21 protein-coding genes and 1 riboswitch are annotated in these 17862 nt (G+C 40.4%); of the genes, 19 read left to right on the forward strand and 2 right to left on the reverse strand.

Annotation, left to right across the window (positions count from 1 at the left end):
- The first annotated feature begins 4 nt into the window (after window positions 1–4).
- The 15 genes from NSU02_RS05995 (at window position 5) to NSU02_RS06065 (ending at window position 12901) form a co-directional block, all read left to right on the forward strand.
- A complete protein-coding gene (locus NSU02_RS05995; RefSeq protein ID WP_066248334.1) occupies window positions 5–373 on the forward strand; it encodes a hypothetical protein in 369 nt (122 codons plus the stop codon).
- A gap of 13 nt (window positions 374–386) precedes the next feature.
- Window positions 387–1016, forward strand: a complete 630-nt coding sequence (locus tag NSU02_RS06000; protein WP_066248332.1) for a GTP pyrophosphokinase family protein — start codon at window positions 387–389, stop codon at window positions 1014–1016.
- Between the two features lie 20 nt (window positions 1017–1036).
- Window positions 1037–1831, forward strand: coding sequence for an NAD kinase (locus NSU02_RS06005; RefSeq protein WP_066248330.1), 795 nt, complete (start codon window positions 1037–1039; stop codon window positions 1829–1831).
- 15 nt (window positions 1832–1846) lie between these two features.
- Window positions 1847–2746, forward strand: a complete 900-nt coding sequence (locus tag NSU02_RS06010) for an RluA family pseudouridine synthase (protein WP_066248327.1) — start codon at window positions 1847–1849, stop codon at window positions 2744–2746.
- A 104-nt stretch (window positions 2747–2850) separates the two neighbouring features.
- Window positions 2851–4215, forward strand: coding sequence for a magnesium transporter (gene mgtE / locus NSU02_RS06015; RefSeq protein WP_339194740.1), 1365 nt, complete (start codon window positions 2851–2853; stop codon window positions 4213–4215).
- Between the two features lie 25 nt (window positions 4216–4240).
- Window positions 4241–6094, forward strand: a complete 1854-nt coding sequence (locus NSU02_RS06020; RefSeq protein ID WP_339194742.1) for a monovalent cation:proton antiporter family protein — start codon at window positions 4241–4243, stop codon at window positions 6092–6094.
- Window positions 6095–6148: 54 nt separating this feature from the next.
- Window positions 6149–6257: riboswitch (TPP riboswitch) on the forward strand.
- A 139-nt stretch (window positions 6258–6396) separates the two neighbouring features.
- The gene (tenI, locus tag NSU02_RS06025) at window positions 6397–7011 is read left to right on the forward strand and encodes a thiazole tautomerase TenI (RefSeq protein ID WP_339194744.1); all 615 of its coding nucleotides are present in this window, start codon (window positions 6397–6399) and stop codon (window positions 7009–7011) included.
- On the forward strand, window positions 6998–8110 hold the full coding sequence (thiO, locus tag NSU02_RS06030) for a glycine oxidase ThiO (RefSeq protein WP_339194746.1): 1113 nt from the start codon (window positions 6998–7000) through the stop codon (window positions 8108–8110). The genes tenI and thiO overlap by 14 nt, the downstream gene beginning before the upstream one ends.
- Before the next feature lie 7 nt (window positions 8111–8117).
- Complete coding sequence (gene thiS / locus NSU02_RS06035) at window positions 8118–8321, forward strand: sulfur carrier protein ThiS (protein WP_063387503.1); 204 nt, start codon at window positions 8118–8120, stop codon at window positions 8319–8321.
- Between the two features lie 6 nt (window positions 8322–8327).
- Window positions 8328–9095: a thiazole synthase gene (locus tag NSU02_RS06040; RefSeq protein ID WP_339194748.1), complete on the forward strand. Its 768-nt coding sequence runs from the start codon at window positions 8328–8330 to the stop codon at window positions 9093–9095.
- Window positions 9092–10105: a ThiF family adenylyltransferase gene (locus NSU02_RS06045; RefSeq protein ID WP_339195698.1), complete on the forward strand. Its 1014-nt coding sequence runs from the start codon at window positions 9092–9094 to the stop codon at window positions 10103–10105. Before NSU02_RS06040 ends, NSU02_RS06045 begins: the two co-directional genes overlap by 4 nt.
- Before the next feature lie 14 nt (window positions 10106–10119).
- The gene (thiD, locus tag NSU02_RS06050) at window positions 10120–10932 is read left to right on the forward strand and encodes a bifunctional hydroxymethylpyrimidine kinase/phosphomethylpyrimidine kinase (RefSeq protein WP_339194750.1); all 813 of its coding nucleotides are present in this window, start codon (window positions 10120–10122) and stop codon (window positions 10930–10932) included.
- Between the two features lie 98 nt (window positions 10933–11030).
- Window positions 11031–11807: an enoyl-ACP reductase FabI gene (fabI, locus tag NSU02_RS06055; RefSeq protein ID WP_063387507.1), complete on the forward strand. Its 777-nt coding sequence runs from the start codon at window positions 11031–11033 to the stop codon at window positions 11805–11807.
- A gap of 278 nt (window positions 11808–12085) precedes the next feature.
- Window positions 12086–12472, forward strand: a complete 387-nt coding sequence (locus tag NSU02_RS06060) for a CotO family spore coat protein (protein WP_339194752.1) — start codon at window positions 12086–12088, stop codon at window positions 12470–12472.
- Between the two features lie 87 nt (window positions 12473–12559).
- Entirely contained in the window at window positions 12560–12901 is a 342-nt protein-coding gene (locus tag NSU02_RS06065; RefSeq protein WP_339194754.1) for a DUF1360 domain-containing protein, read from the forward strand.
- Window positions 12902–13929: 1028 nt separating this feature from the next.
- On the opposite strand, the gene NSU02_RS06070 is transcribed toward NSU02_RS06065, so the two are convergent.
- Together NSU02_RS06070 and NSU02_RS06075 are read right to left on the reverse strand one after the other, a co-directional pair.
- Complete coding sequence (locus tag NSU02_RS06070; RefSeq protein WP_066248311.1) at window positions 13930–14964, reverse strand: hypothetical protein; 1035 nt, start codon at window positions 14962–14964, stop codon at window positions 13930–13932.
- Between the two features lie 336 nt (window positions 14965–15300).
- Window positions 15301–16020 (reverse strand): hypothetical protein, encoded by a 720-nt coding sequence (locus NSU02_RS06075; RefSeq protein WP_339194757.1) that lies wholly within the window; start codon window positions 16018–16020, stop codon window positions 15301–15303.
- 252 nt (window positions 16021–16272) lie between these two features.
- Here NSU02_RS06075 and NSU02_RS06080 point away from each other — a divergent pair, with 252 nt between their 5' ends.
- The 4 genes from NSU02_RS06080 (at window position 16273) to NSU02_RS06095 (ending at window position 17421) form a co-directional block, all read left to right on the forward strand.
- Window positions 16273–16740, forward strand: coding sequence for a hypothetical protein (locus NSU02_RS06080; protein WP_063387514.1), 468 nt, complete (start codon window positions 16273–16275; stop codon window positions 16738–16740).
- A gap of 73 nt (window positions 16741–16813) precedes the next feature.
- Window positions 16814–16966, forward strand: coding sequence for a hypothetical protein (locus NSU02_RS06085; protein ID WP_161939805.1), 153 nt, complete (start codon window positions 16814–16816; stop codon window positions 16964–16966).
- Window positions 16947–17153, forward strand: a complete 207-nt coding sequence (locus NSU02_RS06090) for a hypothetical protein (RefSeq protein WP_339194759.1) — start codon at window positions 16947–16949, stop codon at window positions 17151–17153. The genes NSU02_RS06085 and NSU02_RS06090 overlap by 20 nt, the downstream gene beginning before the upstream one ends.
- Window positions 17154–17289: 136 nt before the next feature.
- Window positions 17290–17421, forward strand: a complete 132-nt coding sequence (locus tag NSU02_RS06095; protein ID WP_063387516.1) for a YjcZ family sporulation protein — start codon at window positions 17290–17292, stop codon at window positions 17419–17421.
- The last annotated feature ends 441 nt before the right edge of the window (window positions 17422–17862 follow it).

Below are 17862 nucleotides of genomic sequence, written 5' to 3' on the forward strand. Positions count from 1 at the left end.
CAGCATGAAAAAAAGAATAAAAGTGCTGGCTGTCAGCAAAACGGAAGAAAAATTGCTGCTCGAAACGGAACATGTCCAAGATGCAGTCAATCTTGCAGCAAAAGGACAGATGCTGGTAGATTCAGACCAATTTTCTTTTATTTACATATTGGATAATGGCGCTGACTTTCTTTACATAGATTTATCATCGGATATTTGGCCGCATTTAAAAGAAGCAAAAAATGAAGAGCTTCCTGTTTATGCTAAAATGGGAGAAAAAGAAATTTTGCTTACCCATTTTCATGAGGAGATCGAGTTTTTGCTTGAAAATATAAAAGGAAACGCAAATTACGGCGAGGAGATGGAAAAAATGGTGGAAAGCGTGTTTTATTAGGAGGGGGGACTTTATGAACTACAAGGAATGGGAGCAATTTTTAGCGCCTTATAAGCAGGCAGTGGAAGAATTAAAGGTCAAATTAAAAGGGATTCGTTCCCAATTTGAATTGAGAGGAGAACATTCTCCAATTGAGTTTGTGACAGGCAGGGTAAAACCTGTGCCGAGCATTTTGGATAAAGCGAAGCGAAAACAAATTCCCCTTGATAAAATAGAAGAAGAAATGCAGGACATTGCCGGGCTCCGAATGATGTGCCAATTTGTCGGCGACATTCAATTGGTTGTTCAAATGCTAAGAGATCGGCATGATTTGGAAATTGTGGAAGAAAGGGACTACATAACCCGGAATAAAGAAAGCGGCTACCGTTCATACCATGTTGTGGCCCGCTACCCGGTTCAATCGTTCGAAGGATTGAAAAAGGTTTTGGTCGAAATTCAAATTCGTACGCTTGCCATGAATTTTTGGGCGACGATTGAGCATTCTTTAAATTACAAATATAGCGGGAACATACCTGAACAGATTAAAATCCGCTTGCAGCGCGCTGCTGAAGCTGCTTACCGGCTGGATGAGGAAATGTCGCAAATACGGGGAGAAATTCAAGAAGCGCAGGCGATATTTTCACGCAAAACAGAAACAACATAAAAAAGGAGAATGATACTTAAATGAGGTTTTCGATCACATCAAAAGGTGATGAAACATCTAATGCTTTGGCGCAAAAAATCAGAACCTATTTGCTCGATTTCGAGTTTCAATATGATGAAGATCAGCCGGATATCGTGATTTCCGTCGGGGGAGACGGAACATTGCTTTATGCATTTCATCGATATAATAAACGATTGGATAAAACAGCGTTTATAGGAGTTCATACGGGGCATTTAGGATTTTATGCCGACTGGCTCCCGAATGAAATTGAAAAAATGGTGATTGCAATTGCTAAAACACCGTTTCAGATCGTTGAATATCCATTGCTTGAAGTGGTGGTCCGGCATAATGGCGGGAGTGAAGCCTCCTACCTTGCGCTAAATGAATGCACAGTGAAAAGCATTGAAGGGACTCTCGTCATGAATATAGAAATTAAAGGGCTTCTCTTTGAAACATTTCGAGGAGATGGGTTGTGTATTTCAACACCGACAGGAAGCACCGCCTACAATAAAGCGCTTGGCGGTGCTCTCATTCATCCTTCACTGCGGGCTATTCAATTAACAGAAATGGCTTCCATAAACAACAGGGTGTTCCGGACAATCGGCTCGCCGTTAATTTTGCCTGACCACCATACGTGTATGCTAAAGCCTGTCAATGATGTTGATTTTCAAATTACAATCGATCATTTAACACTTCTTCACAAAAACGTCAGGTCCATCCAATGCCGGGTCGCACAGGAAAAGGTAAGGTTTGCGAGATTTCGGCCTTTCCCATTTTGGAAGCGGGTCCGGGACTCGTTTATTGGCGACAGATAAAGGAAAGAGAAAAACATGGGGACATTTCAGCTTCATTGGGACATCAAAAAAGAACATCATGGCTGGCTGCTTAGAGAATTTTTGCGGGAGCATCATATTTCTAAATCCGCTTTAACAGATATTAAATTTAACGGTGGAAAAATTGTCGTTAACGGGAACGAAAAAAATGTCCGATACGTCTTACAAGAAGGCGATCAAGTAACCGTCCATTTTCCGGAAGAAAAGAGAAGCCAGTCGCTCATTCCAGAGAACATACCATTGAACATTGTTTATGAAGACGATTATTGCCTTATTGTAAATAAACCGGCGTTTTTGTCCACCATTCCGTCTAGAGAGCATCCGTCAGGAAGTCTTGCGAACGGGCTTTTACACTATTATGATCAACAGCGGCAAAATCTTACGGTGCATATCGTCAATCGGCTTGACCGGGATACATCCGGGCTGCTTCTTGTAGCCAAACATCGCTACAGCCATTTTCTTTTTTCAAAGGAACAGCAAAAAGGAGCGGTAAAACGGACATACATCGCAATTGTCCATGGAAGGATCAGCGAAGACGAAGGCATCATCGATGCGCCAATTGCAAGAAAGGACGATAGCATCATCGAGAGAACTGTCAGGGAGGATGGGAAAAAAGCTATTACGCATTTTCGGGTCATAAGCCGCTTTTCTGACAAAACGGTTGTTGAGGTAAAGCCTGTAACTGGTAGAACTCATCAAATTCGTCTACATATGTCCTATATAGGTCATCCGCTTTTAGGAGATTCGCTTTATGGTGGACAAAAAGAAGAAATTGACCGTCATGCCCTCCACAGTCAGTCGCTGTCCTTCTATCATCCCGTTTTGCATAAAAATTTGACGTATACTTGCAAGCTTCCTCCTGATATGGAAAAAATAATTAAGCATGCGCGCCTGTAAGTGCATGCTTTTGTTATGAAAAAATGTACGACAAAATCAGATAGATTTGTTAATATAGTAAAACACAAAACTTTTCGATATTTTTCCGGAAAGGAGGAGATTTTATGCAGCCTAAAACAGATGCACCGGAATACAGACAGTTGATGATTGACAAGCTGAGAGAGAACAATGTAGAGGAATTCCGTTCGCTGTTTTTTGAGCTACATCCATATGATCAGGCAAAATTTTTTCTAAAACTTGACCAGCCGGATAGAATGCTTTTATATCAAATTCTATCTCCGGAAGAAATGGCGAATGTTTTTGAAAATATAAGGGATGATAAAAACCGCTACAAATCGCTGCTTGAGGAAATGCATCCGGCATTTGCCGCCAAAATGATGGAATACATGTACGCTGATGATGCGGCAGATGTATTAAGTGAGCTGACAAAAGAGAAAATTTCCAGCTATTTAACCATCATGGACGCTCAAGCTGCCAAAAGCATAAGCGAGCTTCTTGATTATGAACAATTTACCGCAGGAAGTATTATGACAACCGAGTTCGTTGCCATTAATGCCAATTATACGGTGCGGTCAACGATGGACTTGCTGCGGAAAGAAGCTCCTGATGCGGAAACAATATATTATTTATATGTGATTGACGAAGAGAAACATCTTGTTGGCGTCCTATCGTTAAGAGATTTAATTGTTCATGAAGACGATACTTTGATTGCTGACATTATGAAAAAGAAAGTCTACTCGGTATCTGTGGCGGATGATCAGGAAGAAGTAGCAAGAAAGATGAAGGACTACAATTTTTTGGCTCTTCCGGTTGTTGATTTTCAACATCGTCTTGTTGGAATTATAACTGTTGATGATATTATTGATGTGCTGGACGAAGAGGCTTCTGACGATTATTCGAAACTGGCCGCTGTCTCGGATGTAGATTCATATGATCCGAATGCTGTTTCTGCTGCCAAAAAAAGATTGCCATGGCTTATTATTCTCCTATTTTTAGGAATGTTCACCGCCGGCCTAATCGGCCAGTTTGAAGAAACGTTGAACAAAGTGGCAACTTTAGCGCTCTTTATACCATTAATTGCAGGGATGGCTGGAAATACAGGAACACAAGCTCTCGCTGTTGCAGTAAGAAGAATTGCAACAGGCGAAGGCACTTCCGAACGAGTGTGGAAAATTATTCTCAAAGAAGCTGGAACCGGCTTGATAACCGGAACAGTATGCGGAATCGTTGTTGCACTGACAATTTTTATTTGGAAACAGAAATTTTTCTTAGGACTGCTAGTGGGTCTTTCCATATTGTCAACGCTGACTGTTGCGACAATTGCCGGGGCGTTTGTTCCTCTTGTCATGCACAGGCTTCGCATTGACCCGGCTGTGGCCTCCGGTCCATTTATTACAACGATTAATGATATAATCAGCATTTTGATTTATTTTGGCATGGCGACATTATTTATGAACTATTTGCTCTAACAAAATTAGCTAAAGGAGGATCAATATGGAATCACATGCAGTAACCTCTCTTGTCATCGTGCTGGTCGGCGCTTTTTTAACCCCGATTTTGCTGCATCGGTTCAAACTGACATTCATTCCTGTCGTCGTTGCGGAAATTATTGTCGGATTAATCATCGGGAAAACGGGATTTAATTTAGTGCAGGAAGATGTATGGCTGGCAACTCTCTCAACGCTGGGATTTATATTTCTCATGTTTTTAAGCGGGCTTGAGATTGATTTCACCATTTTCTCCAAAGGGAAGAAAAAAGAAGAAAAGCTGCCCAACGGAAAAAAAGCTCCTCATACTTTTTTGGTTGCGTCAATTGTTTTTCTTGGCATTTTCGTTGTTTCATTACTTTTATCGTATTTGTTAATGTGGATGGGATTTATCCGCAATGCCTTTTTCATGACGTTAGTGATTTCAACGATTTCTATAGGAGTAGTAGTGCCGACGTTGAAAGACGAGCAAATTATGAAAACAAACATCGGCCAAATTATTTTGCTGGTGGCTGTCATAGCCGACCTTGTCACCATGATTTTGCTGGCGGTTTTTGTCTCCTTAAACAGCGAAGGAGAAAGCAATACATGGCTTCTGCTTCTTTTGTTTGCAGCAGGCGTACTGCTTTACTTCATTGGCAAAAGGTTTAAAAGTCGATCCTTTATTAAATCGATGTCAAAAGGAACGGTTCAAATTGGAACAAGGGCGGTTTTTACGTTAATAATAGTGCTTGTCAGTTTATCGGAAACGCTTGGGGCAGAAAATATTTTAGGCGCCTTCCTTGCGGGAGTTTTAGTCTCGCTTTTATCGCCTAATTCAGACTTGGTGCAAAAGCTAGATTCGTTTGGTTACGGTTTTTTAATCCCGATCTTTTTTGTCATGGTAGGGGTGGAATTGGATTTATGGGAATTGATCAAAGATCCGAATCTTCTTTTGTTAATTCCTTTGTTATTTCTCGCCCTCTTGATCTCAAAGTTTATTCCCGTTTTTGTGCTGAGAAAATGGTATGATACGAATACAACGATTGCGGCGGCGTTTTTGTTGACTGCTACTTTATCATTAGTTATTGCGGCAGCTGAAATTGGACAGCGAATCGAATTGATTGATAAGCAAATGGCTGACGCATTAATAGTAGTTGCCGTGTTAACAAGCATTATCACGCCGATAGGATTTAAAAAATTATTCCCCAAAAAAATGGCGGTGCAGCCAAAAAAGAAAATTGCTTTTATTGGTGCAAATCAAATGACCCTTCCAGTCACAAGAGAATTGGATAAAAATTTGTATGAAGCAACCGTATATCATACACAGCAAGACAAAATTGAAAACGGGACTGCTCAATCGGTGTTTAAAATTGAAGAATTGAAAGACTATTCGATAGAATCATTGAATGAACACCATATAATGGAAGCTGATATAGTAGTAGTGGCTACTGGGGATGAAGAAAGAAATGCGGAAATTGCGACATATGCAAAAGAATGCGGCGTAGAACAGGTCATCGCCTCCATTTCTTCCCCGGAGTTGGATCAAACATTAAAAGAAAAGGGGATCAGCGTATTTTCCGTCATGCTGTCAACAAAAACGCTGCTCAGGGCTTTGATTGAATCGCCTGGTGTTATGCGGATCTTAACAAACCAAGACAACTCTCTTTATCAAATTAATATGAATAACCGAAAATATGATGGAATGAAGCTTCGATACTTTCCGTTTACGGGAGATTGTATCTTTGTCCGGATTTTTCGCGGTGAAGATTCCATTGTACCTCACGGCGATACCGAATTGAAAAAAGGGGACCGCTTGATTGTAACGGGTTCCCGCAAATATGTAAATGAGTTAAAAGATGAGCTGGAATTTAGCAAATAATATTTGCAAACAAAACAAATTGTGATAGCATGAAATTAGTATGAAAATTTAATAAGCATCCACTAGGGGAGCCTTTGGAAAGGCTGAGATTAAAGTGTTGACTTTAAGACCCTTTGAACCTGATCTGGATGATGCCAGCGTAGGGAAGTGGGAATTTGAAACATGTGTCTGATATTCCATTACCACTTTCCAGCAAGGAAGGTGGTTTTTTATTGTTTCCAGTCTCACCCTTGGACAGCTGCTTTCCAGTTTTGAACCTTGAAAGACGAGTGTGGGCGTCTTTCTCATGAAAGGAATGTACAATGTTGGAACTTCATGCCGTAACAGACGGAACAAAACCGGTCAACGAGCTAATACGCATAATTTTGTCCATATCAGATCATGTTGATTACGTTCATATACGAGAAAAAAATAAAAGACCATGTGAGATCATTCATCTCGTAGAACAGCTTTTGGCAAAAGGGATAAGGAGAGAACAGCTTGTTATCAACGATCGGCTCGATGTTGCGCTCCTAACAGGCGTTCAAAATGTTCATCTTCCGGGAACCGGCCTGCCGATAAAAAAAGTGAAAAGCGCTTTTCCGCAAATAAAAGCCGGTGTCAGCGTCCATTCATTAGATGAAGCGGTAAAAGCAGAAGAAGACGGAGCAGATTATTGTTTTTTCGGAAACGTTTTTGAAACGAACAGTAAAAAAGGACTTCCGGCAAAGGGAACAGATTTGCTTGGAAAAATCGTTGGACACGTCAATATTCCCATTATCGCCATTGGCGGGATCACGCCTGATAATATGCAAAAGGTTTTAGAAAAAAAAGCAAGCGGTATTGCCGTTATGTCCTATATCTTTTCTTCGAAAGATCCAGAGAGCGCTGCCAAACTTTTCAGGAAAGGGGAAGCTTTTTCAAATGAACGTTTTTGATGTTGGAATCATCGGGGGAGGGGTCATCGGCCAAGGGATCGCCTATGAGCTATCAAAAGCAGGGCTGAAGACCGCCGTGTTTGAAAGCGGCGAAATCGGAGGTAAAGCGACATCCGCTGCAGCAGGAATGCTGGGTGCCCATTCTGAAAATGAAAAAAGAGACATATTTTTTGAGCTATGCTTAGAGAGCCGAAATTTATATCCGAGCCTTGCAAAAGAATTATTGGAGCAATCCGGTGTGGATATTGAGCTTGTTCAGGAAGGCATGTATCGGCTTGCATTTACTGAGGAAGAAGGCCGATCCCTGCAATCGCTTGCAGATGAGGATGAGCTAGAATGGCATTCAAGGGAAAACGTACTGGCAAATGAGCCACATGTTTCTGAAGACATTGCCGGAGCTCTTTGGCTTAAGCATGACGGCCAAGTGAAAGGTTCATCTGTTTGCCACGCATATGCGAAAGGCGCTAGAAAATATGGTGCATCTATTTTTGAACAATGTCCTGTTTTCGACGTGATTAAAGAGGGAAAAGCATACAAGCTTGTCACTTCCCAAGGAGTTTTTATATGTGGAAAAGTCGTCGTTTCAAGCGGAGTTTGGAGTGGCTTTTTCTTTGAAAAGCTGGGGCTGAAAAATCCAATGAAGCCTGTTAAAGGAGAATGCTTAGCCATAAAACCGAAAAAACTGGTGATCAACAAAACAGTGTTTTACGAGCACTGTTATATCGTACCGAAAAAAGACGGCACCGTTATTATTGGAGCAACTTCTTATGAAAACGACTGGGATACGAACCCGACAGTCAAAGGAGTATCCGAATTAATGATAAAGGTTCAGAAAATTATGCCAGAAATCGGGTCTGAACCAGTCGTTAGTGCTTGGTCGTCGCTCAGGCCGCAAACAGCTGACGGCTGGCCGTATTTTGCAGAGCACCCGGAGCATGAGGGAATCTTTTTTGCGACCGGCCATTATCGAAACGGCATTCTTCTAGCGCCGATTACAAGCTTAATCGTAAAAGACATGATTTTGAAAACGAATCAATATGAGCGTTATGTTCATACCTTCTCTTTAAACCGATTGCTTTCTGATGCGAAAGGGAGGTGATTAAACAGTGAAACTTCGCATCAACGGCCAGCAGATGGAAGTGGAGAATAGTGTTCGGAACATAGAAGATTTGCTGAACTTTTTTCAATTACAGGAAAGAATTGTTGTCGTTGAACGAAATGGTGAAATTGTTTCAAAAGAACAATACAGTATCCAGACATTAAATGATGGTGATCAAATTGAAATTGTCCATTTTGTTGGAGGGGGATGATGATTCATGTTAAAAATAGGTGATAAAACATTTCAGTCGAGATTAATGTTAGGAACTGGAAAATATCCGTCTTTTGAGACACAAAAAGAAGCGGTGGAAGCCTCAGGTGCTGAAATTTTGACATTTGCCGTCAGAAGAATGAATATTTACGAGCCTTCACAGCCAAATTTTTTGGAGATGTTGGATTTATCGAAATATACGCTTCTGCCGAACACGGCCGGGGCAAAAACTGCGGAGGAAGCAGTCAGAATCGCTAAACTTGCTAAAGCATCAGGATTATGTGATATGATTAAGGTGGAAGTAATTGGAGATGATAAAACGCTTCTCCCTGATCCGATTGAAACATTGAAGGCATCAGAGATGTTATTGGAAGAAGGTTTTATTGTTCTTCCATACACTTCAGACGATGTTGTTCTGGCGAAGAAGCTTGAAGAATTAGGGGTTCATGCCATCATGCCGGGAGCATCTCCGATCGGATCAGGCCAAGGAATTGTCAATCCTCTCAATTTATCATTTATTATTGAGCAAGCTAATATTCCAGTCATTGTTGATGCCGGAATCGGTTCGCCGGCAGATTGCGCACTCGCCATGGAGATGGGAGCAGATGGAATCTTATTAAATACAGCTGTTTCCGGTGCAAAAGATCCTGTGAAAATGGCGAAGGCAATGAAGCTGGCGATTGAAGCAGGCAGACTTGGATATGAAGCAGGACGCATTCCGAAAAAACGGTATGCACAAGCAAGCAGTCCAACGGAAGGAATGTTAACGACATAATGGAACGATATTCTCGCCAAATCTTGTTTTCTCCTATTGGAGAAGAGGGACAAAAAAAATTGCTGAAAAGCCATGTGCTCATTGTTGGAGCTGGAGCACTCGGCTGCGCAAGCGCTGAAATGTTAGCCCGTGCTGGAATCGGTAAAATAACCATCATTGACCGTGATTATGTCGATTGGAGCAATCTCGGACGTCAACAGCTGTATACGGAAGAGGATGCGAAACAAAAGCTGCCAAAAGCGGTTGCTGCCAAAAAACATTTGCAGGAAATCAATTCGAACATTTCGATTGAAGCGATTGTGGGCGATTTCTCAATTGATTTTATTGAACATGTAAAGGATGTAGACCTTATCATCGATGGAACTGACAATTTTGAAACGAGATTTTTCATCAATGATTTAGCAATGAAACACGAAATACCTTGGATCTATGGGGCAGTAGTGAGAAGTTATGGAATGACCGTTTCCATCGTTCCGAAAAAAACACCATGCCTCCATTGTATGCTCCAAGCGATTCCGTCTGACGGAATGACGTGCGATACAGTTGGCGTGATCAGCCCGGCGGTGCAAATCGTCGCCTCTTATCAAACAGCAGAGGCACTTAAATATTTAGTCAGCGGAGAGGTGTCCAAGCAGTTAGTTTCATTTGATGTTTGGACAAGGGAGCATTCTGCAGTGGACATGACAAAATTAAAAAAGGCCGACTGCCCATCGTGCGGACATCACCCGACATATCCATATTTGTCGGTTGAAAATGGATTAAAAACAGCGGTTTTGTGCGGAAGGAATACCGTACAAATACGTCCGCAGCAAAAACAGAAGATTTCGCTATCAGAAATTACCAATCGTTTGCGCCCGATCGTGAAAGACTTAAAAGGAAATGCTTATTTAATTTCCTTTCAGGCGGATGATTTCCGCGTTGTGCTTTTTCAAGACGGAAGAGCATTAATTCACGGCACTAAGGAAGAAGAGAAAGCAAAAGCTATTTATCAACGTTACTTCGGAGCTTAAATGGAGGTGTGTTTATGACCATCGGAAAAGCGTTGACGATTGCCGGGTCCGATTCAGGGGGAGGCGCGGGAATTCAGGCAGATTTGAAAACTTTTCAGGAGTTGGATGTATACGGAATGAGCGTGATCACGGCTGTTACGTCTCAAAACACATTAGGTGTTCATGGCGTCTACCCTGTTCCGGCTGAAGGGGTGATCAGTCAGCTTGATGCAATTGCTGAAGATTTATCGCCAGATGCGGTCAAAACAGGAATGCTTTTTAATCAAGAAATTATCCAAATCGTCTCAAATAAAGTTCAAAAGCATGGATGGGAAAAAATTGTCGTTGATCCAGTAATGATTGCAAAAGGCGGACATCCATTACTTGAAGAGTCTGCCATCAACGCGCTCATCAACGACTTAATTCCGCTTTCGTTTATTGTGACGCCGAACATCCCGGAAGCGGAAGCGATCACGGGCATCGAGATAAAATCGTTTGATGATCGGAAAGAAGCTGCGAAAAAAATTTGCCAAATGGGAGCAAAGCATGTGATCATAAAGGGAGGACATCAGCCGTCGGACAGCGAAATCATTGATTTGTTGTTTGACGGGTATGATTTTTATGAATTTAAAGGCAACTATGTAAACACAAAGCATACGCACGGAACAGGCTGCACTTTTTCTGCTGCGCTGACAGCTGAGCTCGCCAAAGGTAAAGACGTTATCGAAGCCGTAAAAACCGCAAAAGAGTTTATCCATCTTGCTGTAGAAAATGCACTAGGCATTGGAGGCGGCCACGGTCCTACCAATCATTGGGCATATAAAAGAAATTTAGCTACTTCTAAATAACATAAGCCGGACATATATGTTCTGGCTTTTTTCTCTTTTGTCCTTTATAATTATGATCAGGTATTAATAACTTGTAATAATGTTTAGGAGGATTTTCCATGAAATTGAATTTGGAAGGCCGAAACATTGTGGTCATGGGTGTTGCTAACAAGCGAAGCATTGCTTGGGGAATTGCCCGCTCTTTGCATGAAGCGGGAGCAAGATTGATCTTTACATATGTGGGCGAAAGAATGGAGAAATCGGTTCGAGAGCTTGTAGATTCGTTAGGACGGGAAGATTATCTCGTGCTGCCTTGTGATGTAACAAAGGATGAAGAAATCGAGCAGTGTTTTGAAAAAATTAAAAGCGAGGTTGGTGTGATTCACGGTATCGCTCATTGTATCGCCTTTGCGAATAAGGAAGAGCTGAGCGGTGAATATTTGAACACAACAAGAGACGGCTTCCTGTTGGCCCACAACATCAGTTCTTATTCTTTAACGGCGGTTGCGAAAACAGCCCGTCCTTTGATGACAGAAGGCGGAAGCATTGTTACATTAACTTACTTGGGCGGTGAGCGAGTCGTTCAAAACTACAACGTAATGGGAGTTGCGAAAGCGTCATTGGATGCTAGCGTGAAATATTTGGCGAACGATCTAGGTAAAGAAAATATTCGCGTCAATGCCATTTCCGCTGGTCCGATTCGTACGCTTTCGGCAAAAGGTATCAGTGATTTTAATTCAATTCTGAAGGAAATAGAAGAACGTGCTCCGCTGCGCCGAACCACAACACAAGAAGAAGTTGGAGACACTGCGTTGTTCCTGTTCAGCGATCTTTCCCGCGGCATTACAGGGGAAACGATTCATGTTGATTCAGGTTTTCATATTTTAGGTTATTAAGTTAGCTGAAAAAGATTAATCTGTGTGCGTTACTCGCACAAGATTAATCTTTTTTTATGGCAGGATAAAATGAAATTTTGCTGTCAGCTTCAAGGTGCCACTATTTCAAGCCGTGAAGCTTGGATTTATTGTTGATGTTCTGTTACGACTTTTTGTGTCAATGTGCAGCGATTTCAAATGCTCTTTTGTCATAAGAAAAAGTTAGATTTCCGTCATGATTTCATTCTATCGTGTCATAAAATAATGAGAGAAATCATATTAGAGGGTGGCGATCAAACTTGATTAAAAAAGAAAAATTAGAACCTTTGATGTATATTGTCCAGCCGAATATAAAAAAACCTGAAGTGACCATGCAGTCGACGTTATTAAAAAAAATTGCAAATAATTCTAAGCAAGCGGTAAAGAGCTCATGGACGAAGGAAGAAATTTATAAAAGAAGAAGAGAATTGGCAAATATGACGATTCATGAAAAGATTGATTTCTTTTCAAGTCTTCCGGAGCATGTGTATAAAAACGTATGTGAAATTAAAACAGTAGAGAAAACATACAAAGGAATTATTTTGTCAAAGGAAAACGATGTCGTTCAAATCCGTACATTTGATCAAAATGAACCTTTGAAAATAAAATCGAAAAGTATTTTAGACATAAAAGTGTTAGGGAATTAAAATGGAGAACTCGGTTATGCCGGGTTTTTTATTTGAACGATACAAGTCTTCTCACTATGTTGGGGAACGAAAGGAGTATTGATTCCGATGGAATGGCATTGGTTTTCATTTGCTCTCATTGCATTGGCAACTTTTCGATTAACGAGAATTATAGTGTTTGATAAAATCGCTTCTTTTTTGCGCGCTCCATTTATAACAATTGTGGAGGAAAAAGCGGAGACAGGTGAAACCGTTTCTTTTTTCAGACCGAAAGGAAAAGGGCTTCGATTGTGGATCGGTGAGCTTTTAAGCTGCTATTGGTGCACAGGAATATGGTGTGCCGCCATTTTATTTTTTGGAAATGAATATATAAACGTCATTTTCTATCCGATTACAATTATTTTAGCGATCTCAGGCTTGGCAGGAATTATTGAACATTTACTTGATTGATTGTCGCCATTTACAATGTCCCTCAAGCACGAATTGAATAAACTAAGGGAATGGTTTGTTAAAGACATGAAAAGCGTTCATTTCGTCAGGAACGAATATTGAACCATGAACAATTTACAGCTTAAAATGCCCCTCAGGCGGAATCGGCTCACTCTGGGAATTGGGTGTAAGGAAATAAAAGGGGTTCATTTTGGTCAGAAACGAACAGGACGATATAGAACCTATGAACCTTTATAGCTTAAAATGATCTTCAAGCGGAATCGGCTCACTCTGGGAATTGGGTGTAAGGAAATAAAAGGGGTTCATTTTGGTCAGAAACGAACAGGACGATATAGAACCTATGAACCTTTATAGCTTAAAATGATCTTCAATCGGAATCGGCTCACTCTCGGAATTGGGTGTAAGGAAATAAAAGGGGTTCATTTTGGTCAGAAACGACAGGACGATATAGAACCTATGAACCTTTACAGCTTAAAATGCCCCTCAAGCGGAATCGGCTCACTCTCGGAATTGCGTGTTAAGAAAGGGAAAGGGGATGAAAGTTGCCGTTTTGTCAGGAACGAAAAGGAGCAATTTGACCCCATTTATGAACGAAATGAATAAACATTTAAAGCCGGAAGCTTTAATAATTTCTTGCTGATTTCAAACATCACTGTGGAACATGTCCCTTAAGTCGAAGCTTTAGCAATAGACGATTCAAAAAAACGGAAAAAGTGTAAGAAAACCTGAATTTTTTACGAATTCGATCCGTTCATCTCAATTTCATTGATTTATGAGACTGACATGGCGGCTGCATTTCTTTACGAGAAGTTTCAGCGTCAAAAAGTTTTTCTGGCGGCAAAGTTCTTATTCTGACTAGCACCCTGTAATGAATTTTGCCGCCTATCGCTGAAAGGTAAGCAGCCAATTTCGAATGATTGTGTGGAAAGGACAGATTGTTAAAGTCGTGAAAAAAGAAACGGTCAAAAAATGAAAGTTCTTTTATAACCGGAAGGAATATAAAGAACTTTCATAAACTTGACCGTCTGTTAATTGATAATAATTTTGTTTTCAAACGGAATGCCTTCTTTCTTCTCCTGGCAATATACAAACCCTTCAATCACCAGCGCTTCATCGAAGACATCGAATGGGAAAGTAATGTGAAAGCCTTCAAAAGAGATTTTTTCATTTGGTTCGATCGATAATTTTTCACTAGGTTTCAGCCAGTATTCCCCTTTTTCTTGAATTTGCTTTCGCCATTCCGGGTGCAAATACTCCCATTCCAAGGAAGAATGAGTATTATAGTTGAAATCATTTTCGTTTTGATTTTTGGTTGTAATGATTTTTCCGCTGAATTGAACGTGCTGATGGGGATGAATGTGAATGCATAATACAGGATAATGCAAAGGTTGTTCTGTGATGTTTTCCATCAAGGCATTGCCAAGAATCGTTACCGGATCATCGCTTTCACGAGGAAGAACAATCGAATACGAAAATTGAGCGCGAATCGGATCGTTTATGGAGGCGTTTTTTTCATTTTGGACAGATTCATTCTCTTGTCGTTGGACATTTTTTTCGTAAAGTGATTGGAATAAAAATTGAGAGACATCTAAAAGTTCATTTCGTTCAGCAGTTAATAAATCGATCCGAAGCTGCTCTTTTTTCGATTCGGTGATCAATCGTTCTTTTTCCTTTATTTCAAACAAAAGGTCTTGAATCTTTTTGTCAGCGGCTTGCTTTTCCTTTAATAAACCAGTGACAGATGCTTTCAGCAGTTTTAATAGGTCGTTTCGCTCCTCTTCAACAATGGAAAGCTGATTGCTGATCTTTTCAACATGTTTCTCAGCTTCTTTTAATTGGGATTGAACGGAAAGGATTTCATGTTCAAATTGTTCTTTTGCGATGCGATATTGCTCGCTGGTTCGGATGACTGCTTTGTAATATTCCGTTTTTTCCTGTTCCTGCAGCAGCTTATTTTGCATGCTTGCCAATTCATTTTTGTATTTCGAAATTTCGGATTTATAGTGGATAAGCTGCTGCTGAAGCTGTAAATAATCCTGTTTGTTCCGTTTTATTTTGTTCATTGAATCTCCTCCTCGGACAAATAAAAAAATATAAGTGGAAAACAGTTTGTTGCCATTTCCTCCAAACAGAAGAATTTTTATTTAACGATTTAACAGGAAAATAGTATAAATGATAAAACCTCAGATCATTAATAAGCGTGATGTACGGAATTTGGCTGATAAGCGTTTCAAAACAGCCCAATTTGCTATAAAAGGATGGAAACTCACAAAGCGCCGCTACCGCCAGCTTTGAAAGAGCAGTTTTACTATACATATGTATGTTTCCTTCATTTAACACTTTCCCGGAAAAATGAGAGGAAAAATAAAAAGGGGAGAGCGTCCCCTTTTGCAATTAATTTATTCCTCCAAGGCGTAGTCGTCGTTTGGAAAAATTTCCGGACATTGCGGCGGAATTTGCGGGTTTGCGCATGTAAGAGATGAAGGAAGTTCCCGACGAGGTCTGCAAAATTTTCCTTCTACCTCAAGTTTCACTTGGGCTTCCATTTGCACATCTAGACAGATCGTGATAGAAATGTCTAATTGGCTGAATGATTTATTATCCCAAATCAAGTTAGCGTCAGTTTCAAAATAGGAAACGTGGCTGTTTAATGTTGTGCCGGGCGGCGCGCATAGGAAGAAAGTTTGAACCGTTGCAAATGGAATAGCATCTGACACACTAGTGACAGTACCTTGCAAATCGGAGATCGCAACGACAATATACCCTCTGATCAGAACTTTTACTTTTTGAAGGGTAATTTTTCCTCCTTTTGGTAAATGAACGACTACCGATTGACGACCTTGCGGCTGAACGATTTCTGTCACCGTTATAGAATTTGGTGAATTTGGATCAACAGGATTTCCCAAGCTGTCTGATAAGTAGCAATTGACATTTAAAAGCCCATCTTCAAACAGTGAAAACGGATCTTCCGATGTCCCTGCCATTCCATCGAAATTAAAACCGATGGATGATAATTTTCTAAAGCTTAACTGAGGAAGATCAATTTGACGGTTCACCCAGTCATAAACTTTCGGAACGCGAATACATAATCTCTCTGTATCATGTCCCAAATGGCTCATGCTGTTACCTCCTAATCATTCTGATTTCCAAAACCTTCTTAGGTGTCGGACTACTGTATATTATGAGCAAACTGGTTAAATGTGCAGTGACAGGAGCGGAAAATTTGATTTTTTAAAAAATTCTCTTTCCATTAAAAGAATGGTTTTGCCCCGTTTTAAAAATTCATTTAAAAAGCCATTTGTATCTTTTTAGTAGGCTTCTGTCAACATTTTTTATTTGAGCTCATACATTTACAATGAGAGGTGAGGTAGATGGCGCAAATCAATAAAGAATTTTTGCAACGGATGAGAGCGGAGCTTGCGTTTTATAAAGAAAAGGCAAAAGAATCGATAGAATTGGAAATATTATTGCAGGAAAAAGAGCGGGAGCTTGAAAAAGCAATCAAAGAAAACGAAAAGCTAAAAGAAACGATCGAAAAGCACCGCCAGAGCAATGATCGAAATTTAAAGTGGGAGGAACGAAAAAAGCTTTTAGAAAAAATCGAAGTGTTAAAAAGAAAATTAGCTGAAAAAAATCACCATCTGGATGAAAATGAAAAAAAGGAGGACGAACAAAAACAGGAAGATTGGTTTTTCCGAATTTTAAAGGAAACGCAAGCCATTCAAGGAACAGTTGAACCTCAGGAACGGAAGGAATATTTTGTGAAGGAAAAAAACGAACAGAACAACCAAAAGGAATTTCATTTTTGGATGATGGACGATGTGGTCAAAAACGATTAGAAAGAACACAGATCAACCTTATTCTTCATACGATGAATAAGGTTCTTATTTTGAGGGAAAGGGGAGAAACCTATTGAAAGAAAACATAAAAGTTTTTTCCAGTTCATCGACGAAAGAAAATGCGATCAAAAAGAAGATGATGAAAAAGAAAATACATCCATTCGGAATAAAAATTTACAATTCAACGACTTCCGGTGGCTGCGGCTGTGGAAAAAAAGGATTTTAAAAAGGGAAATATGAACAAGCTCGAAAAGGAATTCGTCAAATGGATCGAAGGTATATACAAAGAACATGACAAAGTGCAGCAAAAATGTTCAAGCTGGATGATGAAAAAAGACAGGGAGCTTTTAGACCTTGAAAAAACGGCGGCAAAATTTGAAAAAGAGATCGAAAAGATTGAAAAAAAAATTTGATAGGAAAATGAAAAGGGAATCAAAACAGGTTGAAACCCCACCTAAAAAATCCGCACTTGCCCATCTTGTGTGTCCACTCCAAATGAGGAATTGCTTCATACAGTATAGTGATGAATAAAGGAGGAGGTGCAGAAAAATGAGCTTTGGTTGCGGATATGGTGGATACAGCTATCCTTATAGCGGCGGTTTTCATAATAACAGCTTTGTGCTAATCGTCGTTTTATTCATCTTGTTGATTATCGTTGGTTGTTCCTGTTTTAAATACTAATCTGTAAGTCTTTTACAATACTAATGGTGAGTGCTGGTCACGGATGGATGTCCGCCTTTTAGAAGGCGGACTGTACTTGTGCGCCCGGCATGGGTGTAATCTATAGGGTGAAAGTCCCGAGCTGCGAAGGCAGAAGTAGCAGTTAGCTTAACGCAAGGGTGTCCGTGGTGACGCGGAATCTGAAGGAAGCGAGCGGCAAACTTCCGGTCTGAGGAACACGAACTTCATATGAGGCTAGGTATCACTGGGTGAGTTTGCAAGACAAAACAAAGCCCTTTTTGCCGAAGGTGATACAGAGTAAATGAAGCAGATGGATGGAAGGAAAGATTACACTCTTACCCGGGGAGGTCTGGCGGATATGTGAAGTACGCTTCATAACCTACTTAGTGATAAGTAGCTGAACCGTCAGAAGTCAGCAGAGGTCATAGTATTAGTTGGTCT

Origin of the sequence: Aeribacillus sp. FSL W8-0870 (genome assembly GCF_037963755.1) — a bacterium.
Classification (GTDB): Bacteria; Bacillota; Bacilli; order Bacillales; family Aeribacillaceae; genus Aeribacillus; species Aeribacillus composti.

Bases quoted from the DNA above. Each gene is read 5' to 3' on its own strand.
- mgtE (WP_339194740.1), top strand. From the start codon at position 2,851: ATGCAGCCTAAAACAGATGCACCGGAATACAGACAGTTGATGATTGAC.
- NSU02_RS06080 (WP_063387514.1), top strand. From the start codon at position 16,273: ATGGCGCAAATCAATAAAGAATTTTTGCAACGGATGAGAGCGGAGCTT.
- NSU02_RS06095 (WP_063387516.1), top strand. From the start codon at position 17,290: ATGAGCTTTGGTTGCGGATATGGTGGATACAGCTATCCTTATAGCGGC.
- fabI (WP_063387507.1), top strand. From the start codon at position 11,031: ATGAAATTGAATTTGGAAGGCCGAAACATTGTGGTCATGGGTGTTGCT.
- NSU02_RS06065 (WP_339194754.1), top strand. From the start codon at position 12,560: ATGGAATGGCATTGGTTTTCATTTGCTCTCATTGCATTGGCAACTTTT.
- NSU02_RS06075 (WP_339194757.1), bottom strand. From the start codon at position 16,020: ATGAGCCATTTGGGACATGATACAGAGAGATTATGTATTCGCGTTCCG.
- NSU02_RS06040 (WP_339194748.1), top strand. From the start codon at position 8,328: ATGTTAAAAATAGGTGATAAAACATTTCAGTCGAGATTAATGTTAGGA.
- thiD (WP_339194750.1), top strand. From the start codon at position 10,120: ATGACCATCGGAAAAGCGTTGACGATTGCCGGGTCCGATTCAGGGGGA.
- NSU02_RS06010 (WP_066248327.1), top strand. From the start codon at position 1,847: ATGGGGACATTTCAGCTTCATTGGGACATCAAAAAAGAACATCATGGC.
- NSU02_RS06020 (WP_339194742.1), top strand. From the start codon at position 4,241: ATGGAATCACATGCAGTAACCTCTCTTGTCATCGTGCTGGTCGGCGCT.
- NSU02_RS06070 (WP_066248311.1), bottom strand. From the start codon at position 14,964: ATGAACAAAATAAAACGGAACAAACAGGATTATTTACAGCTTCAGCAG.
- NSU02_RS06005 (WP_066248330.1), top strand. From the start codon at position 1,037: ATGAGGTTTTCGATCACATCAAAAGGTGATGAAACATCTAATGCTTTG.
- NSU02_RS06000 (WP_066248332.1), top strand. From the start codon at position 387: ATGAACTACAAGGAATGGGAGCAATTTTTAGCGCCTTATAAGCAGGCA.
- thiO (WP_339194746.1), top strand. From the start codon at position 6,998: ATGAACGTTTTTGATGTTGGAATCATCGGGGGAGGGGTCATCGGCCAA.
- tenI (WP_339194744.1), top strand. From the start codon at position 6,397: ATGTTGGAACTTCATGCCGTAACAGACGGAACAAAACCGGTCAACGAG.
- NSU02_RS05995 (WP_066248334.1), top strand. From the start codon at position 5: ATGAAAAAAAGAATAAAAGTGCTGGCTGTCAGCAAAACGGAAGAAAAA.